Origin of the sequence: Psychromarinibacter sp. S121, assembly GCF_049801035.1 — a bacterium.
GTDB lineage: Bacteria > Pseudomonadota > Alphaproteobacteria > Rhodobacterales > Rhodobacteraceae > Psychromarinibacter.
Map to the genome: position 1 here is coordinate 621,725 of NZ_JBNAGE010000002.1, position 18,545 is coordinate 640,269.

18 protein-coding genes are annotated in these 18,545 nt (G+C 66.2%); 8 read left to right on the forward strand and 10 right to left on the reverse strand.

Translation table 11 applies throughout. The annotated features are described in order from the left end of the window. Positions 1 to 16: 16 nt before the first annotated feature. Positions 17 to 691, forward strand: coding sequence for a DNA-3-methyladenine glycosylase I (locus tag ACP156_RS11375; RefSeq protein ID WP_425051444.1), 675 nt, complete (start codon positions 17 to 19; stop codon positions 689 to 691). Here the strand turns inward: ACP156_RS11375 and ACP156_RS11380 are convergent. The 3 genes from ACP156_RS11380 to ACP156_RS11390 all read right to left on the reverse strand — a co-directional run bounded on the left by ACP156_RS11380 (position 688) and on the right by ACP156_RS11390 (position 5,100). Further along, entirely contained in the window at positions 688 to 1,533 is an 846-nt protein-coding gene (locus tag ACP156_RS11380; protein ID WP_425051445.1) for a 4-(cytidine 5'-diphospho)-2-C-methyl-D-erythritol kinase, read from the reverse strand. The two genes, ACP156_RS11375 and ACP156_RS11380, sit on opposite strands and share 4 nt — an antisense overlap. Further along, positions 1,526 to 3,235 carry a tetratricopeptide repeat protein gene (locus ACP156_RS11385; protein WP_425051446.1) on the reverse strand — a complete coding sequence of 570 codons (1,710 nt, stop codon included), beginning with the start codon at positions 3,233 to 3,235 and terminating at the stop codon, positions 1,526 to 1,528. Before ACP156_RS11385 ends, ACP156_RS11380 begins: the two co-directional genes overlap by 8 nt. A gap of 218 nt (positions 3,236 to 3,453) precedes the next feature. Then, positions 3,454 to 5,100, reverse strand: a complete 1,647-nt coding sequence (locus tag ACP156_RS11390) for an electron transfer flavoprotein-ubiquinone oxidoreductase (RefSeq protein WP_425051447.1) — start codon at positions 5,098 to 5,100, stop codon at positions 3,454 to 3,456. Positions 5,101 to 5,269: 169 nt separating this feature from the next. Here ACP156_RS11390 and ACP156_RS11395 point away from each other — a divergent pair, with 169 nt between their 5' ends. The 5 genes from ACP156_RS11395 (at position 5,270) to ACP156_RS11415 (ending at position 8,338) form a co-directional block, all read left to right on the forward strand. Then, a complete protein-coding gene (locus ACP156_RS11395) occupies positions 5,270 to 5,653 on the forward strand; it encodes a VOC family protein (RefSeq protein WP_425051448.1) in 384 nt (127 codons plus the stop codon). A 137-nt stretch (positions 5,654 to 5,790) separates the two neighbouring features. Continuing rightward, positions 5,791 to 6,261 (forward strand): transcription elongation factor GreA, encoded by a 471-nt coding sequence (greA, locus tag ACP156_RS11400; protein WP_425051449.1) that lies wholly within the window; start codon positions 5,791 to 5,793, stop codon positions 6,259 to 6,261. A gap of 33 nt (positions 6,262 to 6,294) precedes the next feature. Beyond that, complete coding sequence (locus ACP156_RS11405) at positions 6,295 to 7,308, forward strand: hypothetical protein (protein ID WP_425051450.1); 1,014 nt, start codon at positions 6,295 to 6,297, stop codon at positions 7,306 to 7,308. Further along, positions 7,305 to 8,012: an AzlC family ABC transporter permease gene (locus tag ACP156_RS11410; RefSeq protein WP_425051451.1), complete on the forward strand. Its 708-nt coding sequence runs from the start codon at positions 7,305 to 7,307 to the stop codon at positions 8,010 to 8,012. The genes ACP156_RS11405 and ACP156_RS11410 overlap by 4 nt, the downstream gene beginning before the upstream one ends. Next, positions 8,009 to 8,338, forward strand: coding sequence for an AzlD domain-containing protein (locus ACP156_RS11415; RefSeq protein ID WP_425051452.1), 330 nt, complete (start codon positions 8,009 to 8,011; stop codon positions 8,336 to 8,338). Before ACP156_RS11410 ends, ACP156_RS11415 begins: the two co-directional genes overlap by 4 nt. A gap of 16 nt (positions 8,339 to 8,354) precedes the next feature. On the opposite strand, the gene ACP156_RS11420 is transcribed toward ACP156_RS11415, so the two are convergent. The 5 genes from ACP156_RS11420 to ACP156_RS11440 form a co-directional block, all read right to left on the reverse strand. Continuing rightward, on the reverse strand, positions 8,355 to 8,951 hold the full coding sequence (locus ACP156_RS11420) for a hypothetical protein (RefSeq protein WP_425051453.1): 597 nt from the start codon (positions 8,949 to 8,951) through the stop codon (positions 8,355 to 8,357). 25 nt (positions 8,952 to 8,976) lie between these two features. Beyond that, complete coding sequence (locus tag ACP156_RS11425) at positions 8,977 to 9,111, reverse strand: aa3-type cytochrome c oxidase subunit IV (protein WP_425051454.1); 135 nt, start codon at positions 9,109 to 9,111, stop codon at positions 8,977 to 8,979. Positions 9,112 to 9,198: 87 nt separating this feature from the next. Continuing rightward, on the reverse strand, positions 9,199 to 9,711 hold the full coding sequence (locus tag ACP156_RS11430; RefSeq protein ID WP_425051455.1) for a DUF6173 family protein: 513 nt from the start codon (positions 9,709 to 9,711) through the stop codon (positions 9,199 to 9,201). After that, the gene (locus ACP156_RS11435; protein ID WP_425051456.1) at positions 9,689 to 10,756 is read right to left on the reverse strand and encodes an MBL fold metallo-hydrolase; all 1,068 of its coding nucleotides are present in this window, start codon (positions 10,754 to 10,756) and stop codon (positions 9,689 to 9,691) included. Before ACP156_RS11435 ends, ACP156_RS11430 begins: the two co-directional genes overlap by 23 nt. After that, positions 10,756 to 12,471, reverse strand: a complete 1,716-nt coding sequence (locus ACP156_RS11440) for an acyl-CoA dehydrogenase (RefSeq protein WP_425051457.1) — start codon at positions 12,469 to 12,471, stop codon at positions 10,756 to 10,758. Before ACP156_RS11440 ends, ACP156_RS11435 begins: the two co-directional genes overlap by 1 nt. A 97-nt stretch (positions 12,472 to 12,568) precedes the next feature. Between ACP156_RS11440 and ACP156_RS11445 the strand changes: the two genes are divergently transcribed. After that, positions 12,569 to 13,510: an L-threonylcarbamoyladenylate synthase gene (locus ACP156_RS11445; protein ID WP_425051901.1), complete on the forward strand. Its 942-nt coding sequence runs from the start codon at positions 12,569 to 12,571 to the stop codon at positions 13,508 to 13,510. A gap of 59 nt (positions 13,511 to 13,569) precedes the next feature. On the opposite strand, the gene ACP156_RS11450 is transcribed toward ACP156_RS11445, so the two are convergent. Continuing rightward, positions 13,570 to 14,145, reverse strand: a complete 576-nt coding sequence (locus ACP156_RS11450; RefSeq protein ID WP_425051458.1) for a YqgE/AlgH family protein — start codon at positions 14,143 to 14,145, stop codon at positions 13,570 to 13,572. A 151-nt stretch (positions 14,146 to 14,296) separates the two neighbouring features. Between ACP156_RS11450 and ACP156_RS11455 the strand changes: the two genes are divergently transcribed. Further along, positions 14,297 to 15,088, forward strand: coding sequence for a protein-disulfide reductase DsbD domain-containing protein (locus ACP156_RS11455; protein WP_425051459.1), 792 nt, complete (start codon positions 14,297 to 14,299; stop codon positions 15,086 to 15,088). A 17-nt stretch (positions 15,089 to 15,105) separates the two neighbouring features. Here the strand turns inward: ACP156_RS11455 and ACP156_RS11460 are convergent, their stop codons facing one another. Further along, a complete protein-coding gene (locus ACP156_RS11460; protein WP_425051460.1) occupies positions 15,106 to 18,516 on the reverse strand; it encodes an efflux RND transporter permease subunit in 3,411 nt (1,136 codons plus the stop codon). Between the last annotated feature and the right edge of the window lie 29 nt (positions 18,517 to 18,545).

Below are 18,545 nucleotides of genomic sequence, written 5' to 3' on the forward strand. Positions count from 1 at the left end.
ACCTGCCGGTGTTACCATGGCCGGTATGAGGAGCTTTGCCGAGATCTACGAGATTGCCGCCGACCGAAAAGGTGGCGAAGACGTGCTGGAGTCGCTGCTGGACCGGCCGAAGTCGCCCGACGAACTGGCGGCGATCCCCGATGACCGGTGGCTTGCGAAGTTCACGCAGATGATCTTCAACTCCGGCTTCAACTGGAAAGTGGTCGAGGCGAAGTGGCCCGGTTTCGAAGAGGCCTTCGCCGGGTTCGACGTGGGCCGCTGTTCGATGATGGACGACGACTGGTTCGACGCGCTGCTGAAGGACACCGGGATCGTGCGGCACGGCGCAAAGATCCGGTCGGTGCGCGACAACGCGGTGATGCTGCGCGACCTTGCGGACCACCACGGCAGCGCGGGCCGGTGCTTTGCCGAATGGCCGCGCGAGAATTATGCAGGGCTTCTGGAACTGCTGAAGAAGCGGGGCAACCGGCTGGGCGGCAATACGGGGGCCTATGCGCTGCGGTTCATGGGCGTCGACAGCTTCATCCCCTCGCAAGACGTCGTCGCCCGGCTGGTGGCCGAGGGAGTCATCGACAAGCCGCCGACGTCGAAGACCGCGATGGCGCGGGTTCAGAGCGCGTTCAACGAATGGGCCGCCGAGTCCGGCCGCAGCTTTACCGAGATCAGCCGCGTTCTGGCGATGAGCGTCTAGGCGGCGCTGGCGCTGTAGGGCGCGGCGGCGGCGATCCACCAATCCGGGTGCAGGTCGGCAAGGACCGACGCGGCGGCTTCTGCCTCTGTCAGTGTTTCGTACAACGCGAAACAGGTCGCTCCGGATCCCGACATGCGCGCCAGCAGGCACCCGTCCGTCGCGCCCAGGCGGGACAGCGTGACGCCGATGGCGGGCGCGATGCCGCGCGCCGGGCCTTCCATGTCGTTGCGTTGCTCACCCAGCCAGCGCGCGAAGGCACGGGCGTCAGGCCAGTTCGGCAAGTCTGCGGGCATCGGGGCATTGTCGCGGCTGGACAGCGCGGCGAATACCGCTCCGGTCGGGACCGAAACGCCGGGGTTCGCCAGTACCATTCCAAAAGGCGGCAGCGGCGGCAGCGGGTCGACACGCTCGCCGATTCCGGACATGCGCGCCGGCTCGGCGGCCAGACAGACCGGCACGTCCGCGCCCAGCGACAGGCCCCGGTCGGCGGGAAGAGGGGCGCCGCTGACCTCTGCCAGCAGACGCAGCGCCGCCGCCGCGTCGGACGAGCCGCCCCCGATCCCCGCTGCGGCGGGAAGATGCTTTTGCAGGTGAAAGCCGATATCGCTGAGCCCCATCGCCTGCGCGGCGCGCAAAACGAGGTTGCTGTCGTCAACCGGGACGCCCTTGGCCATCGGTCCGGACACGCGCAGCGACGGTCGGTCTGACGGAAACACTTCCAGAAGGTCGCCGATGTCCGCGAAGACGACCAGCGAGTCGAGCAGGTGATACCCGTCGTCCCGCCGGCCTGTGACGTGAAGTGTCAGGTTGACCTTTGCCGGGGCAAACCCCGCGTCAGCCATCCGATTGTGTCATGCGGATCGGCTCTTCGCCTTCTTCCGTCAGGACCGCGTCCAGCCCGACCTCCAGCTTGCGCCGGATACGCTCGGCTTCTTCCTCTTCGGGGTCGAAGGACAGCGCGCGTTTCCACTGGAACTCGGCTTCCGTGACGCGACCCACAGCCCAGTAGGCATCGCCGAGGTGGTCGTTGATCACCGGATCCACCGCCATCAGTTCCGCCGCGCGTTCAAGGTTCACGACGGCCTCGTCATAGCGGCCCAGCTGGAACTGCACCCAGCCCAGCGAGTCGATGATGTAGCCCGAGTTCGGAGCGGCGGCGACGGCCTCTTCGATCATCTTCAGCGCTTCGTCGTAGTTCCGGCCCATCTCGACGAAGGAATAGCCGAGATAGTTCAGCACCTGCGGCTGGCCGGGGTTCAGTTCCAGCGCCTTGCGGAAATCGGCCTCTGCCGCTTCCCACCGCTTTTCACGTTCATGCGTGATCCCGCGGGCGAAATACAGGATCCACTGACCGATCTGCGGCTCGTCGAACAGTTCGAGGGCGGCATCATAGGCCTTGGTGGCCTCGTCATAGCGTTCCAGCCCGCGCAGCGTATCGCCAAGGGTGACGAAGACTGCCGGATTGTCGGGCTCGGACCGGGTCAGTTGCTCCATAACCTCGACCGCGGCCTCGGTCTTGCCGGACTTGCGCAGCGCTTCGGCGCGGCCAAGTTCCGCGGCGGCGAATGCCGGATGGTTGCGCGGGATGCTGTTGTAGGCTTCTGTCGCCAGTTCATAACGCTCGAGGCTTTCCAGCAGACCGGCCGACAGCAGGATCGCGTCGACATGGCCGGGACGCAGGTATTCCGCGATGCGGCTGTAAAGCAGGGTGTAGCTGTCCGCGGTCTCGCCCGACAGCGCGCCGGCGACGACAAGGAACACCTCTGCGGCGCCGTCCTTGGCGTTGCGGACGGAATCGAACGGCAGCACTTCGCCGTCCTCGAGGTCAGCCAGAATGCCTTCCAGCTCGGCGTCGAGGCTTTCGCCGAATGCCTGTTGCAGCAGTTCGATGGCGTCCGCGTTGCGTTCCAGCTGGCTCAGTACCTCGGCGTAGGCGATGATGCCGCGGCGCGTCAGGTTCAGCGGGCCCGCGGTCTCTCCCGACAGGATTTCCTCGGCACCCTCGAAGTCGCCCACCGTCGCAAGCGCCATGGCCTTGTGGTACAGGCCAAACAGTTCCATCCCGTCGTTCTGCGCGAGTTCGTCGAAGGTCGCGATGGCTTCGGACATGCGGCCGGCGCCGATCTGGGACCAAGCGCGGATCAGCGGATCCATCGCCTCGCCAATCGACAGGCCGCCTTCCATGTCATCGATGACGGTGTCGAAGCTTTCGGATTTCAGTTCCTCGGCCAGCAGCGCCATGTTGGCGATCTGGCTGCTGACGCCCAGCGAGCTTAGCCGGCGGGCCACGGCGGCCGCCTTGTCGACGTCACCCAGCGCGATGTAGGACATCGCGGCGCTTTCCAGCAGCGCGGGGTTCGACGGGTCTTTCATGATCGCCTGCCCGTAGTAGTCGGCGGCGGCACGGAAATCGCTGAAGATCGACGCGTGGCGGGCGGCCAGATAGGGCCCGGCCACGCCCTGCGCGGCGGCCGGCGCCGGTGCGCTCAGCCCAAGGCCGGCAAGGGCGAAGGCGATCACTTTCACGGAAAAACGGTCGGACACGGTCAAGCCTCTTTCTACCAGTCGGCGAAGACTAGACCCGGAGGGGTTACGACGCAATGAGCGGCGCCGCGACGGCAGGCCGCCACACGGGAGTGTTACCCTGCGGAACCAGCATTTGAAGGGAAATGCGCAGGTTTCCGCCCGGAAATGCCCGGAAACGCGGCGAACGGCCCGCGAAACAGCCCGAGAAACGGTTCTTCGCCGCGCCGGTCATCCGGTCACATGTTGGGATAGTTCGGCCCGTCCCCGCCCTGCGGCGTGGTCCAGTTGATGTTCTGGCTGGGATCCTTGATGTCGCAGGTCTTGCAGTGGACGCAGTTCTGGAAGTTGATCACGAACTCGGGCTTGCCGTCCTTCTCGACCACCTCGTAGACGCCTGCGGGGCAATAGCGCTGCGCCGGCTCGTCGAACTCGGGCAGGTTGACCTTGATCGGCACCTCCGGGTCTTTGAGCCGCAGGTGGCAGGGCTGGCTTTCCTCGTGGTTGGTCATCGAGAAGCTGACCGAGGTCAGGCGGTCGAAGCTGATGGTTCCATCCGGCTTGGGATAGTCGATCGGCTTGAAGCTCGACGCTTTGCCGGTCGCGGCGGCGTCGGTCTTGCCGTGCTTCAGCGTGCCGAACAGGGATAGGCCGAACAGGTTGTTCGTCCACATGTCGAACCCGCCCAGCGCCAGCGAGGCGGCCAGACCGAACTTCGACCACATCGGTTTCACGTTGCGGACCCGCTTCAGGTCCTTGCCGACCGGGCCTTCCTTCAGCTCGGTGGCGTAGCTGTCCAGCACGTCCCCCTCGCGGCCAGCCTTCAGCGCCTCATAGGCGGCTTCGGCGGCGGCCTTGCCCGACAGCATCGCGTTGTGATTGCCCTTGATGCGCGGCACGTTCACCAGCCCGACCGAGCAGCCCAGCAGCGCGCCGCCGGGGAACACCGGATGGGGCATCGCCTGATAGCCGCCCTCGGTGATGGCGCGGGCGCCATAGGCGACGCGCTTGCCGCCTTCCAGCAGGTCCGCGATCACCGGATGGTGCTTCATCCGCTGGAATTCCTGATAGGGGCGCAGGTACGGGTTCTTGTAGTTCAGGTGAACCACGAACCCGAGGAACAGCTGGTTGTTCTCGGCGTGATAGGCGAAGGACCCGCCGCCCGCGTTCGACCCAAGCGGCCAGCCCATCGTATGGGTGACCGTGCCCTCGCGGTGCTTCTCGGGGTCGATGTCCCAGATTTCCTTGATACCGATGCCGTATTTCTGGGGGCCGCTTTCCTTGGACAGGTCGTACTTGGCGATCAGCTCTTTCGCGAGCGATCCGCGCACGCCCTCGGCGATGAACACGTACTTGCCGTGCAGTTCCATCCCCGGCTCTGTGTTCGGGCCATAGCTGCCATCGGGCTCCAGCCCGAAGACGCCGGCCACGACACCCTTCACGCGGTCGCCGTCATAGACCAGTTCCGAGCACGCCATGCCCGGGAAGATCTCGACGCCCAGTTCCTCGGCCTGTTCGGCCATCCAGCGGCAGACGTTGCCCATCGAGACGATGTAGTTGCCGTGGTTGTTCATCAGCGGCGGCATCGGCCAGTTCGGCACCCGCATGTGACCGCCTTCGCCCAGAAGGTAGAAGTTGTCCTTCGTCACCTTCGTCTTGATGGGTGCGCCCTTTTCCTTCCAGTCCGGGATCAGCGCGTCGATGCCCGACGGGTCCAGAACGGCGCCGGACAGGATGTGGGCGCCGACTTCGGACCCTTTCTCTAGGACAACGACGCTCAGGTCGGAATCGAGCTGTTTCAGGCGGATGGCGGCGGACAGGCCGGCGGGGCCTGCGCCCACGATGACCACGTCATATTCCATCGACTCGCGTTCGATCTCCGCCATGCCTTGCGTCTCCCTGTCCTGCTGTCCGCGTGGTGCGCTGAGTTGGAACACAGGTAAAGTCAGGCGCGGCGGGGGTCAATCGGGACACGGCGTAGCAGGGCGCTTGACCTCAAGCGGACTTGAGGAACTACAACTCGATTCGGACCCGAAAAGCAGAGAGGAGATTTTCGTGACCCGTTCCGTACTCGAGCACACCAATTTCACCGTCGCCGATCCCGATGCCACCGCCGCCTGGCTGTGCGATGTGTTCGGCTGGAAGATCCGCTGGCAGGGCGACGCGATCCATGGCGGCCGGTCGATCCACGTGGGCACCGACGACAGCTATCTGGCGATCTACAATCCCGGCGGCGCGCGTCCCGCGACCGACGACAACTATCACACCATCGGCGGCCTGAACCATGTGGGCATCGTGGTCGACGACCTCGACAAGACCGAGGCCAGGGTCAAGGCGCAGGGGTTCGAAACCCACAGCCATGCCGACTATGAGCCCGGACGCCGCTTCTATTTCCACGACGGCGACGGCATCGAGTTCGAGGTCGTCAGCTACGCATGACACCTGCCGGCGGTCTGTTGCGTCCGCCCGGCGGCGCCGCGCCTGTCCGGGTGCGGCGCTTGACTTTCGCGGCCCATGCTATGAGGTAGTGCGCCAAGGCAAATCCAATCCCCAATCTAAATCTGGCCGCCGGACGCATGGAAAAGATACCGCTGACCCGCGCGGGTTACACCGCGCTGAACGACGAACTGAAGACGCTGAAGTCGATCGAACGGCCCGCCGTGATCCGGGCGATTGCCGAGGCGCGCGAGCATGGCGATCTGTCGGAGAACGCCGAGTATCACGCTGCCCGCGAAAAGCAGGGCTTCATCGAGACGCGGATCAAGGAACTCGAAGCGATCATCGGCCGCGCCGACGTGTTCGACCCGGAAAAGCTGTCGGGCACCATCAAGTTCGGTGCGACGATCAAGCTGGTCGACGAGGACACCGACGAAGAGAAGGTGTATCAGATCGTCGGCGAGCCCGAGGCGGACATCGCCGCCGGCAAGCTGAACATCGCCTCGCCGCTGGCGCGCGCGCTGATCGGCAAGGACGAAGGCGACAGCGTCGAGGTTCGCACCCCCGGCGGCGAGAAGAGCTACGAGGTTCTCTCGATCGAGTACAAGTAGGCTGCGGCCTCTTCTGGAAGCGTTGACACCGGCATGGCCGATACCGACACGAAGACCAGGCGACCGGCGGTGCCGCGGCAAGACACGCCTTACCGGATAACGGCGGCCGAGATCATCGCCATCGTCCTGTCGGTCATGTGGATCGCCAGCGTCGGCCTGTTCTTCCTGTTCACCAGCGGCGACCGTCCGTCCGTCGACTCCGGCAACTTCGTGATGACGCTGATTGCGATCTTCATGCCGGTCGCGGTGATCTGGGTCGCCGCTGCGACCGCCCGCGCCAGCCGCGTCATGCGCGAGGAGAGCGCGCGGCTTAACGCCACCATCGACGCCATGCGCAACACTTACATGCAGCAGCAGTACCCCGGCGGGCTTCCGCGCCCGACGGTCGAGGACAAGCTGGACGAGATCGCCCGCGCCGCCCGCAAGACGGAAACCGCGCTGGCAACCTTCACCTCGATCCGCGAGCCGGTCGAGATCCATACCCGCCACCTGCCGCCACCCGCATCGGCTTCCGCCGCCGCGACGGACGACCAGCCGGCGCTTGCGCTGGGGACTTCGGCGGAAGATATCGCCGAGCCGGTCTCTACCCCCGATTTCCTGCGGGCGCTCAACTTCCCGGAAAACGGCGAGGACAAGGAAGGCTTCCGCGCGCTGCGCCGTGCGCTGCACGACCGGCAGATCGCGCAGCTGATCACGTCGGCGCAGGATGTGCTGACGCTGCTTGCCGAGGAAGGCATCTATATGGACGATCTGGTGCCGGACCGGGCGCGCCCCGAGATCTGGCGCCGCTTCGCCCAGGGCGAGCGGGGCAGGGCGGTGGCCGGGCTTGGTGGCGTGCGTGACCGGTCCTCGCTGGCGCTGACGGCGGGGCGGATGCGGCAGGACCCCACATTCCGCAGCGCCGCGCACCAGTTCCTTCGTCGCTTCGACAAGATGCTTGCCGATTTCGAACCCCGCGCCAACGATAGCGAGATTGCCCAGTTGTCGAACACGCGCACCGCGCGCGCGTTCATGCTGCTTGGCCGTGTAACCGGCGTCTTCGCGTGACATCGCAGGTCCGGTCCGCCTATTGGCGCGGGTTCCGCGCTGGCGTGCCCTTCCTTGTGGTGCTGATCCCATTCGCGATGGTTTTCGGCGTCGTCGCGACCGAAGCGGGCCTGTCTGTGGCCGAGGTGCTGGGATTCTCGGCGCTAGTCATCGCGGGGGCGGCGCAGATCACCGCTTTGCAGCTGATGCAGGACAACGCGCCCGTGCTGATGGTGCTGGCCGCCGCGCTGGCGGTGAACCTGCGGATGGCGATGTATTCCGCCGCGCTGGTGCCGCACCTTGGCGCCGCGCCCCTGTGGCAGCGCGCGGTCATCGCCTATTTCAACGTCGACCAGACCTTCGCGCTGGCGCAGGCCGAGTACGAAAAGCGGCCCGCGATGACGGTGCCGGAACGCGTGGCGTTCTTCCTTGGCGTCGCGACGCCCGTCTGTCCGCCGTGGTATCTGTTCACGTGGATCGGCGCGGTTGTCGGCGCGCGTATCCCGCCCGAGTTGGCGCTGGATTTCGCTGTTCCGATCACCTTCCTCGCGATCATCGCGCCGGCGCTGCGCACGCTGGCTCATGTGGCGGCGGCGCTGACCTCGATCGTCATGGCTTTGTTGCTGGTCTGGATGCCGTCCGGCGTGGGCGTGCTTCTGGCGGCACTGGCGGCGATGGTCGTCGGCGCAAGGGTCGAACTTTGGCTGGAGGCGCGCAAGGCATGACCTACTCGTCCGCCGCGATCTGGGCGATTATCGTTCTTCTGGGCATCGGAACCTTCCTGATCCGCTTCTCGTTCCTTGGGCTGATCGGGGACCGCAAGCTTCCGGCTTGGGTGCTGCGCCACCTGCGCTATACGCCGGTCGCCGTTCTGCCGGGCCTGTGCGCCCCACTGGTGATCTGGCCAGAGGCGACCGGCGGCCAGCCCGACGCCGCCCGCATGACGGCGGCTGCGGCGACGTTGCTGGCGGGCTATTTCACCAAGAACTTCATGGCCGCCGCCGGATCGGGGGCGGTGGTTCTGGTCGTGATGCTGTACTTCTTCGGCTGAGAAAAAGCCGCGGCGCTTACAGCACCGCGGGAGCCTTGATGAAATCGTTGTTCGCGGGCGAGTCGTCGCGGAACACCGATTTTTTCACGCCAGGGATATTGTCGAAGGCGTTCATCACGGCAATCGGGCTGAAGGTCTGCGGCACATGCTGGAAGCCGGGCAGGTCGTTCAGGATGGACGAGGTTGCCTGCGCGCACATCGCCTTGGGCACCGCGCCGTAGGACTGGATCCGCTGAAGCGCGGCCTCTGCCACCTCGGGAGACACCACGACATCCTGCCGCACCACGTGCCACGTCACCCGAGCGTGGTAGTCGTTGTAGAACTGCACCGCCTTGTCGCTCATGCCGAACACGACATCGTTGCGTTCTGGAAGGGCGGGGTGCTGGAAGGTCCCGGCGGGGTCGAAGATGGCGCGGTGCGACCCGTTGACCATGATCGCGGAATGCCCGCCGGATCCGTTCTGGTTGGAAATGACGGTGAACAGCGTGATGGTCGGTGGCCCGTCGTGCCGATACAGCGAACGCTGCACCGCGTCGTCGGGCGCCCAGGTCGGTTCTGCGCCACAGGCGGCCAGAAACAGCGGCATCAGCAAAACAAGGGCTATCCGCCGCATCGCGCGTCTCCCGTCAGGTTCGGACTTAGCCGTTAATCATCGCAAGAAGCACAAGGAAGACCAGGATGCAGACAGCACCCCAACCCACGGCCTTGATGAACCCGTGGAAGGTCTTTTCCTGCTCGGTGATGTCCATTTCGCCCGGCTTGTAGTCGCCCATATCGCAAGTTCCCGATCGAGTTGTGTCTTTGTCGAACCGGGGTTTAGACGATTCCGCCCCCCCTGTCACGTGGCGCTGCGCCGCAGATCAGACCTGATCCGGCGTGGCCTCGTCGGCAGCGGACGCGTCTTCTTCGAGATCGGCGGCAAGCCGGAACCCGATACGCCTTGGCGCGTCCTCGGCAGTGCGTTTCGGCACCGCGCGCAGCAGCACGTTCAACTGGCTGACGTGTTGGATCAGCTGGTTCCGCCCACCGGCCGGGTCGGTGCCGTAAAAGGTAACGATATCGGGGTCGTAGTACCCGATTCCCTCGATCCGGATCACCCCGGCTTCGGCCCCGGTGAAGCCCATCGCGACCTCGTGCTGGTTGTCGAGCTGTTTCTCGAAATTGCGGATGTAGAGGATAAGCCGCTCATAGGCCCAACGGGCCGGGCTTTTCGCCGAAAGTGGCCTTTCCGCCACGACCTCGGGGATCTCAAGCGCGCAGTTCCGTGCCTCTTCCTCGGGGTCGGCATGCACGGAATGCGCGCGCGGAATGGCGTCGTCCTCGTGCGCTTCGGCGGTGGTCCTGATCTCGTCAGTGGTCCGTTCGTTGGTCATGGCCGGACCCTATCCGCTGCCACAGCCATGCACCATCCCCGCGCCGCTGACGCGAGACCTTGCCAAGGAACAGCAGGTGGTTCAGGTGCGCCACCGCCTCGACAAGGGCAAGGCCATAGTTCCCCTCGTTGATGGTCGAGCGGAACAGAACCGAGAAGCAATCCGCAGCGGTCTTCGGCGTATCCAGAGAATCCAGCAGCCGGGCCAGCGCCTCGTGATGGTTGTCCAGCAGTTGCACCATGCGGGTCGGCAAGCCGGTGTAGGGCAGCTTGTGCCCCGGCAGCACAAGCTGTTCGTCCACAGCAAAGGGCGCAAGGCGCAGGCAGCTGTCCAGCCATTCGCCCACGGGGTCAGCGTTCGGTTCGGTCGCATAGACGCCGAGGTTGGGCGAGATCGACGCCAGCAACTGATCGCCGCCAAGGACAAGCTCGCCATCCCGGCTCCAGAGCGTTGCATGCTCGGGCGCGTGCCCGTCACCCATCCGCACGTCCCAGTCGCGCCCGGCCAGATGCAGCACGTCGCCCTCGCGCAGGCGTGTGAAGCCCAGTGGCAGCGGCTCGACCACGTCGGCAAAGTTGAACGGGCGTTCGTCCTTCGCCTTCTCCAGCAGCTCCGCAGCCATGCCGGCAGCGCGCCAGAACTCTAGCTGCTCGGTCGCGGGCCGGTGCTGTTCGTCAAGAACCAGCATCCGCGCAAGAAGCCATGCGGTGCGGGGGATGATCAGCTCGGCCCCGAGTTCCGACTGGAACCAGCCGGCAAGCCCCACGTGGTCGGGGTGGTGATGCGTCACCAGAAGCCGCTTGACCGGTCGCGCCGACAGCGGCCCTTCAAGGGCCTCGCGCCAGTACCGCTTGGTCCGGTCGTCGGACACGCCGGTGTCCACGATGGTCCAGCCATCGTCATCCGCCAATGCGTAGCAATTCACATGGTCCAGCTTCATCGGCAGCGGCATGCGCAGCCACAGCACCCCCTTGGCCATCTCGACGGCCTCGCCGGGTTCCGGCGCCGTCTCGTGCGGGAAGCGAAGGGGGGCGGAGCCGTCCATCAGACTGCCAGCGCCTCGGTCGTCACGTCGTACAGCCCGGTCGAGCCCTGCCGGACATGGGCGCACAGCCCTTTGTGTTCAGGCAGCAGCCGCCGGATGTGGAAAGCGGCCAGCGGGCTGTGATCGCCCGCGCCGTCCTCGGCGAACGCCGCGCGCAGCAGGTAATGCGCGCCTAGCACCCGTGCCCACGCCTTCAGGAAGGGCACCGCGACGGCGAAGCGCTCGGACATCTCTTGCCCGGCCAGCCACTCGGTCGTTTCGCGAAGGTTCTCGGCGGCGTCCCAGACCTCTTGCGCAAGGTCGGCCATCACGCCGCGGGATTCCTCGGCGCAGGACTGGATTTCGTCCAGCAGGCGGTAGGCGCACTCGCCGCCGTCCATCATCTTGCGGCCGACAAGGTCCATCGCCTGAATGCCGTTGGTGCCCTCGTAGATCGCGGTGACGCGGACGTCGCGATAGTACTGTGCCGCGCCGGTCTCTTCGATATAGCCCATGCCGCCGTGAACCTGCACGCCAAGTTCGGCGACGGTAACGCCGGTGTCGGTGCCATAGGCCTTGGTGATCGGGGTCAGGAAAGCGGCGCGGGTCTTCCAATCCGCCTCGCCGGTGGCGTTTGCCATGTCGATGGCGATGGCGTTCGACAGGGCGATGGCGCGGGCGGCGAAGGTCTCGGCCTTCATCGTCGCCAGCATTCGCCGCACATCGGCATGATCGGCGATGGTGCCGGTGCCGTTCTGGATCGGGCTGCGGCCCTGCGTGCGCTCCAGCGCGTATTCCAGCGCCTTCTGCGTCGCCGCCTCGGCCACGGACAGACCCTGCACGCCCACGCCAAGCCGGGCGTTGTTCATCATCGTGAACATCGCGGCCATGCCGCCATGCTCGGGGCCGACCAGCCAGCCGGTCGCGCCGCTGTATTCCATTACGCAGGTGGGCGAGCCGTGCAGGCCCATCTTGTGTTCAAGGCTGACGACACGCAGGTCGTTCGCCTTGCCGGGATTGCCTTCGGCGTCCGGGATGTACTTGGGTACAAGGAACAGGCTGATGCCCTTCGTTCCCGGCACGCCATCGGGCAACCGCGCCAGCACGAGATGGCAGACGTTGCCTGTAAAATCGTTGTCACCCCAAGAAATATAGATCTTCTGGCCGCTGATCGCATAGGTGCCGTCGCCGTTCGGCTCGGCCTTGCTGCGCAGTGCGCCCACGTCCGATCCGGCCTGCGGCTCTGTCAGGTTCATCGTGCCGCACCATTCGCCAGAGATCAGCTTGGGCAGGTACAGGGCCTTGAGCTCGTCGCTGGCATGCGCCTCCAAAGCTTCGATCTGGCCCTGACTCATCAAGGGGTTCAGTTGCAGCGCGAGACAGGCAGAGCCCATCATCTCGTTGACCGCCGTCGTAAGGGTCAGGGGCAGGCCCATGCCGCCGTACTCGACGGGCGCGCTGGTCGAGATCCACCCGCCCTCGGCAATCGCGGCGTAGCCATCGGCGAAACCGGGCGAGGTGCGGACCACGCCGTTCTCAAGCCGGGCCGGGTTCAGATCGCCGGGCCGCTGCAGGGGCGCGAGCTTGTCCTCGCACATGCGGCCGGCCTCGGTCAGGATGGCGTCGACGACATCGGTCGTGGCGTCGGCGAAGGTTTCGGTCTCGGCCAGCTGTGCGAACCCCACCACGTGGTCGAACAGGAACCGGAACTCGGCGACAGGGGCGCGATACGGCATCCCAGGCCCTCCTCTCTTGCGCAGCGGGGACCCATCCCGCTACATCCCACGGAACCTAACATGCGGTTTCGCACCGCCGCAGCAAGGACGCAGCGTCATAACCGAATACCGGACCGAACACCTGCAACCCGATACCAAGGGGCTGGCCCGCGCCGCTGAATTGCTGCGCTCTGGCGCGCTGGTCGCGTTGCCGACAGAGACGGTCTATGGCCTTGGCGGAGACGCCACCGACGACACCGCCGTCGCGCGGATATTCGAGGCAAAGGGCCGTCCCAGTTTCAACCCGCTGATCATCCACCTCTCCGACGCCGCCAAGGCCGAGCGTTATGTCGAGATGGACGAAGACGCGCGGCGGCTGGCGGATGCGTTCTGGCCCGGCGCGCTGACGCTGGTATTGCCACTGAAACCGGACGCGGGCATCGCGCCGCTGGTGACTGCGGGCCTGCCCACGGTGGCGGTCCGCGTGCCCGAGCATCCGCTGGCGCGCGACCTGCTGCGTCTGACCGGACGGCCTGTGGCGGCACCCTCGGCCAACCCTTCAGGGCGGATCAGCCCGACCACGGCGCAGCATGTGCTGGACGGTCTGGATGGCCGTATCGCCGCCGTGCTGGATGGCGGGCCTTGCCCGGTGGGTGTGGAATCGACCATCGTCACGACCCAGCCGGAACCGACGCTGTTGCGTCCGGGCGGTCTGCCGGTCGAAGCAATCGAAGCCTGCCTTGGGGCGCCGCTGGCCGCCCACGGCGGCGGGATCAACGCACCGGGGCAGATGACGTCGCACTATGCGCCCGAGGCGGCGATCCGGCTGGAGGCCGACTCGGCGCGTCCGGGGGAAAGCCTGCTGGGTTTCGGACACATGGACTGCGACCTGAACCTGTCGCCTGCCGGCGACCTTGTCGAAGCGGCGGCGAACCTGTTCTCGGCAATGCGAAAGCTGGACGAGATCGGCAAACCCATCGCGGTGGCGCCGATCCCGGACCATGGGCTTGGCCGCGCGATCAACGACCGCCTGCGCCGGGCCGCCGCACCCAAAGACTGACGTAAAACGATCATCCGAAAGATCGCGCTTAGCCGATTATCCCGGAATGGTCCGAGGCGTCAGGCGTGACCGGCTTCCGCCGAGAGCGACAGCGGGTCGATGCCCAGCGAGGCCAGCGCCGCCGACCATTTGCCGCCGTTGTCCGCCGCGAACACGATCTCGGGCGTCGCGTCACAGGTCAGCCAGCCGTTCTGCTGGATCTCGTCCTCAAGCTGCCCCGGGCCCCAGCCGGAGTAGCCCAGCGCAAGAATGCGCTTCTCGGGACCGCCGCCGCTGGCCATGTCCTGCAGGATATCCAGCGTCGCGGTCATGCCGAACCGGTCGTCGACCTGAAGCGTCGAGGACTGCGTCGCGTAGTCGCCGCTGTGCAGGACGAAGCCGCGCCCGTGCTCGACCGGGCCGCCGAAGTGGACACCCACGCCTTCGCTTGCCGCGCCGCGCGGAATGTCGAGCTGTTCCAGAAGATCGTCCATCGCCACGCCGGGGGCGGGCTTGTTGACGATCAGCCCCATCGAGCCGTCGTCGGAATGGGCGCACATGAAGACGACGCTTTTCTCGAATCGCGGATCGCCCATTCCGGGCATCGCGATCAGAAGTTTGCCGCTCAGATCGTTGAAATGGCTGTCGGGGACCATGGTGCCATTCTCCGCAGATTCCGGTCCGTGCCGCAAGTGGGTGATTTAACACACCCACGATGGCATCGCCCGAATGTGATTTCCGGTTTCGCCGGTGATGCATAAGTTGGCGGCGATGATTAAGAAGCTGTGCGCATACGCCCTTTTGTCAATGGCGGCCGTCGGGTCGGGCAATGTTCTGCCCGCTCCCGCAGCCGCGCAGGCCGTCCTGCCCGAGCAGGCCGCGCAGGTGACGGTGCTGCCCGGATGGCGCACGCCTTCGGGCACGCGGATGACCGCGCTGCGCATTCAGTTGTCGCCGGGGTGGAAGACCTATTGGCGTGCGCCCGGCGATGCGGGCATCCCGCCGCGCTTCGACTGGCACGGCAGCAGCAACCTGCGGACGGTGGCGTTTCACTGGCCCGTGCCGTCCGTGTTCGACGTCAACGGCATGCGAACCATCGGCTACAAGCACGAGTTGATCCTGCCCATCGAACTGACCCCGGAACGCCCGGATCAACCCATCGTCCTGAATGCGGCGGTCCAGCTTGGCGTCTGCCACGACGTCTGCCTGCCGCTGAACGTGACGGTCTCCGCCGACCTGTCCGAGCCGGGGCAGGCCGATCCCCGCATCCGCGCTGCGCTGGCGGCGCAGCCGTTTTCCGAAACCGAAGCCAGCGTCGCCTCGGCCCGCTGTTCGGTCGAACCGATCAAGGATGGTCTGCGCATCACCGCGACCCTGTCGATGCCCAGCCTCGGGCCCGGAGAAGTCGCCGTGTTCGAGCATCCGGATCAGACGATCTGGGTCGCCGAAGCCGAAGCCCATCGTGACGGTGGCGCCCTGACCGCGGTAACAGAGATGGTGCCGCCCAACGCCAAGCCGTTCTCGCTGGATCGCTCGAAGCTTCGGATCACGGTTCTGGGCAATGGCCGCGCGGTCGACATTTGGGGCTGCACGGGCTGAACCGCCCGCGCCCCTGATCACTCTGCCGGTGTCGCCCCGCCGCGCCGGGCCGTGACCAGCGCCAGCACCACCGACACCAGCCACACCGCCAGCACCCAGATGGCCGTTCCCGCAAGGAACAGCACCAGCGCGACGGTCATGCCTTCTGCGCCCTCGGGCAACAGACCACTCAGCGGCTGCGGCAGCCCGCCAGTCGCGATCGTCCACCCAAGCGTTCCGACCAGCAGTGCGACGACCCCCAGCCCCGCGACCACCGCCGCTGCCGACACCGCGCGGCCCTGCGACGGCATCCGCAGCGCGCGGCGCAGCGCGCCCGTCTGCCGGGCAACGTCCTGCTGCATCGCCATCAGCGCCGGCACCACCATCAGCACCAGCACCATGCCGAAGCCAAGCCCGTAGACCAGCGTGACGACGGTGGGTTTCAGAAACTGCGCATCCTGCGAGCTTTCGTACAGCAGCGGCGCAAGGCCAAGTACGGTGGTGAGCGTGGTCAGCATCACCGCCCGCAGACGGTCGCAGGCGCCGTCCACGATGGCCGGGAAAAGCCCACGCTCGGCGGCGTACTCGTCGACCGTGGTCACCAGAACGATCGAGTCGTTGATGATGATCCCCGTCATGCCGATCAGGCCCACGACCGAGAACATCGACAGCGGCACCTCCCACAGGATGTGGCCGTAGAACGCCCCGATCAGGCCGAAGGGGATGATCGACATCACCACGACCGGACGCGTCCAGCTGCCGAAGATCCATGCAAGCACAAGGTAGATGCCCAGCAGGCACAGAAGGAACCCGGTGCGGGCGTCGTTCAGGAACTCGTTCTCCTGCTCCGACAGCCCGGCCAGTTGCGAGGACACGCCGAAGCGTTCTTCCAGCGCGGGCAGGATCACGTTTTCCAGTTCGGTCATCACCAGCGCGGCGCGGGCCGGATCGTCTTCGGACAGGTCGCCGTTGACCGAGATCAGCTGCAACCCGTTCTCGCGTCGAACGGTCGAGAAACCGGCCTCGCGCTGCACCGTCACGATATCCGCCAGCGCCACGTAGTCCCCGGCGGCCGACCGCATGCGGGTGCGTTCAAGGAAATCGGCGGTCAGTTCGCCGGGCGGCAGTTCGACCATGATCGACGCGGTGCGCGGACCGTCGGGATAGGTCGCGGCCTCGATCCCGTTCAGACGGTTGCGCAGAACGCTGCCAAGCTCGCCGATGGTGAAGCCAAGCGCCTGCCCCTGCGGCGTCAGTTGCAGGATCATTTCTTCCTTGTCGTAGGACAGCGAGTCCTCCAGCGCAGAGACCTCGGGATACTGCGCCAGCGACTGCTTCAGGCTTTCGGCGGCCTCTTTCAGGACATCCGCCGATGCGCCGTACAGTTGCACGTCGATGGCATCGCCGCCGGGCCCGGACCGCCAGCCGCGGAAGCTGACCGTCTCGGCCATCGGGTGCTGGCGTACCTCTTCCTGCAGCATCGCGACGAACTCGAAGCTGGAATAGGGCCGCAGGTCGGCCCCGATCAGCTCTATCGCGATGGACCCAAGCTGGTAGTCCTCCTTGTTCTCGGTCCCGGCCAGCCCGCGCCCGGTGTTGCCGCCGATCTCGGCGATCACATAATCCAGCGGGTTGGCGCCGTGCTCTTCCGCCAGACGTTCGGCGACGGCATCGGTGGCGCGCTGCATCTCGCGCATCATCGCCATCGTGTCCTCGCGCGTGGCGCCGGGCGCCATGGCAAAGTTGCCGGACACCGACCCCTGCTCGGGCGAGTTGAAGAACCGCCACTGAAGATCGCCTCGAATAAACGCCGCCGCCTGCAGCGCCAGCAGGACCACCGCCAGCGCCACCACCGGATACCGCGCCCAGACGACAAAGCACATGAACGGGCGGAACAGCGTCTCGCGGAACCAGCGGAAGCCCTTGTTCACCGTGCGGCTGGGCCAGTCGTACCAGTGCTCCTTGCCGGAATGGGCGATGGAGTGCGCCATGTGGTTCGGCAGGATCAGGAAGCACTCGATCAGCGAGGCCAGCAGGACCACGATGACCGTGAATGGAATATCCGCGATCATCTCTCCAAACCGCCCGCCGATGGCGACGAGGCCGAAGAAGGCGATAACGGTGGTGATGGTGGACGAGAACACCGGCGGGAACATCTTGCGCGCCGCGTTCTCGGCGGCCTCGACCGGGGATTCCGGCAGCCTGCGGGCGCGGTGATCGGCGTGTTCTGCAACGACGATGGCGTCGTCCACCACGATGCCCAGCGTGATGATCAGCGCGAACAAAGAGATCATGTTGATGGTCAGCCCGAAGGCATACATCATCGCGATGGCGCTGGTCATCGCCACCGGGATGCCGGCCGCCACCCAGAATGCGCTGCGGGCGTTCAGGAACAGGAACAGCAGAAGCAAAACCAGCCCCAGCCCCATCAGCCCGTTGTCGGTCAGGATGTTCAGGCGGTTGGTGATCGCCTCGGCCCGGGTGCGGATCAGGTCTATGGACACGCCGGCGGGCAGGGTGGTCTCCATCTCGGCGGCGACCTCTTCGACCTGCTGCTGAATGCCGATGGCGTCGCCCTGATCCGACCGGTCCACCCGGACCGAGATCGCGGGGTTCGGACCCACGAAATAGGCCCGCTCGCGGTCCACCCTGCCGACCGTCACCGTCGCCACATCCCCGATGGTCAGCTTCGAGCGGTCTTCGTTGGTGCGCAGCACGATGCCCGCGATCTCGTCGGCGCGCGTCTTGGCCACGCCGGTGCGCACCCGCGCATTCGCGCCGTCCACGTCGCCAGAGGGGTTCGCCTCTGCCTCGGCGGCGATGGCGTCGGCGATCTCCTGCATGGAGATGTCATGCTCGATCAGCGCGATGGTTGGCACCTCGACCACTGTCTCGGGCGCTGCAACACCGCGGATCGTGGTGCGTGTCACGCCCTCGGCGAACAGCCGCGTCACGAACTCGTCGGCAAAGCGGCCCAGCTGGTCCACGCCCACCGGCCCTGTGATCACCACGTCGGTCACGCGGTCGCGCCAGCCGCCCCGCGACACGCGCGGGTCGTCCGCGTCCTCCGGCAGGTTGCTGACGCTGTCCACTGCCGTCTCGACATCGTCCAGCGCGCGCGCCATGTCCCATCCGGGCTCGAACTCAAGGTCGATCCGCGCGCTGCCTTCCGACGACCGCGCTTCGGTCGACGCGACGCCTTCGACCGCCATCAGCACCGGCTCCATCAACTGAACGATGGCGCGGTCCACGTCCTCGGCCCCGGCACCGTCCCAGCTGACCGAAACCTCGATCTCGTCGACGATCACGTCCGGAAAGAACTGCGCCCGCATCCGGGGGAAGGCCAGAACGCCGGCGGCGATCAGCAGCACCAGCAGCAGGTTCGCCGCGGTGGCATGGCGGGTGAAGTAGGACAGGATGCCGCCGACCTGTCGGAAACGTTCAGCCATTCTCGCCTCTCATTCGGGCGCGCCTCCCT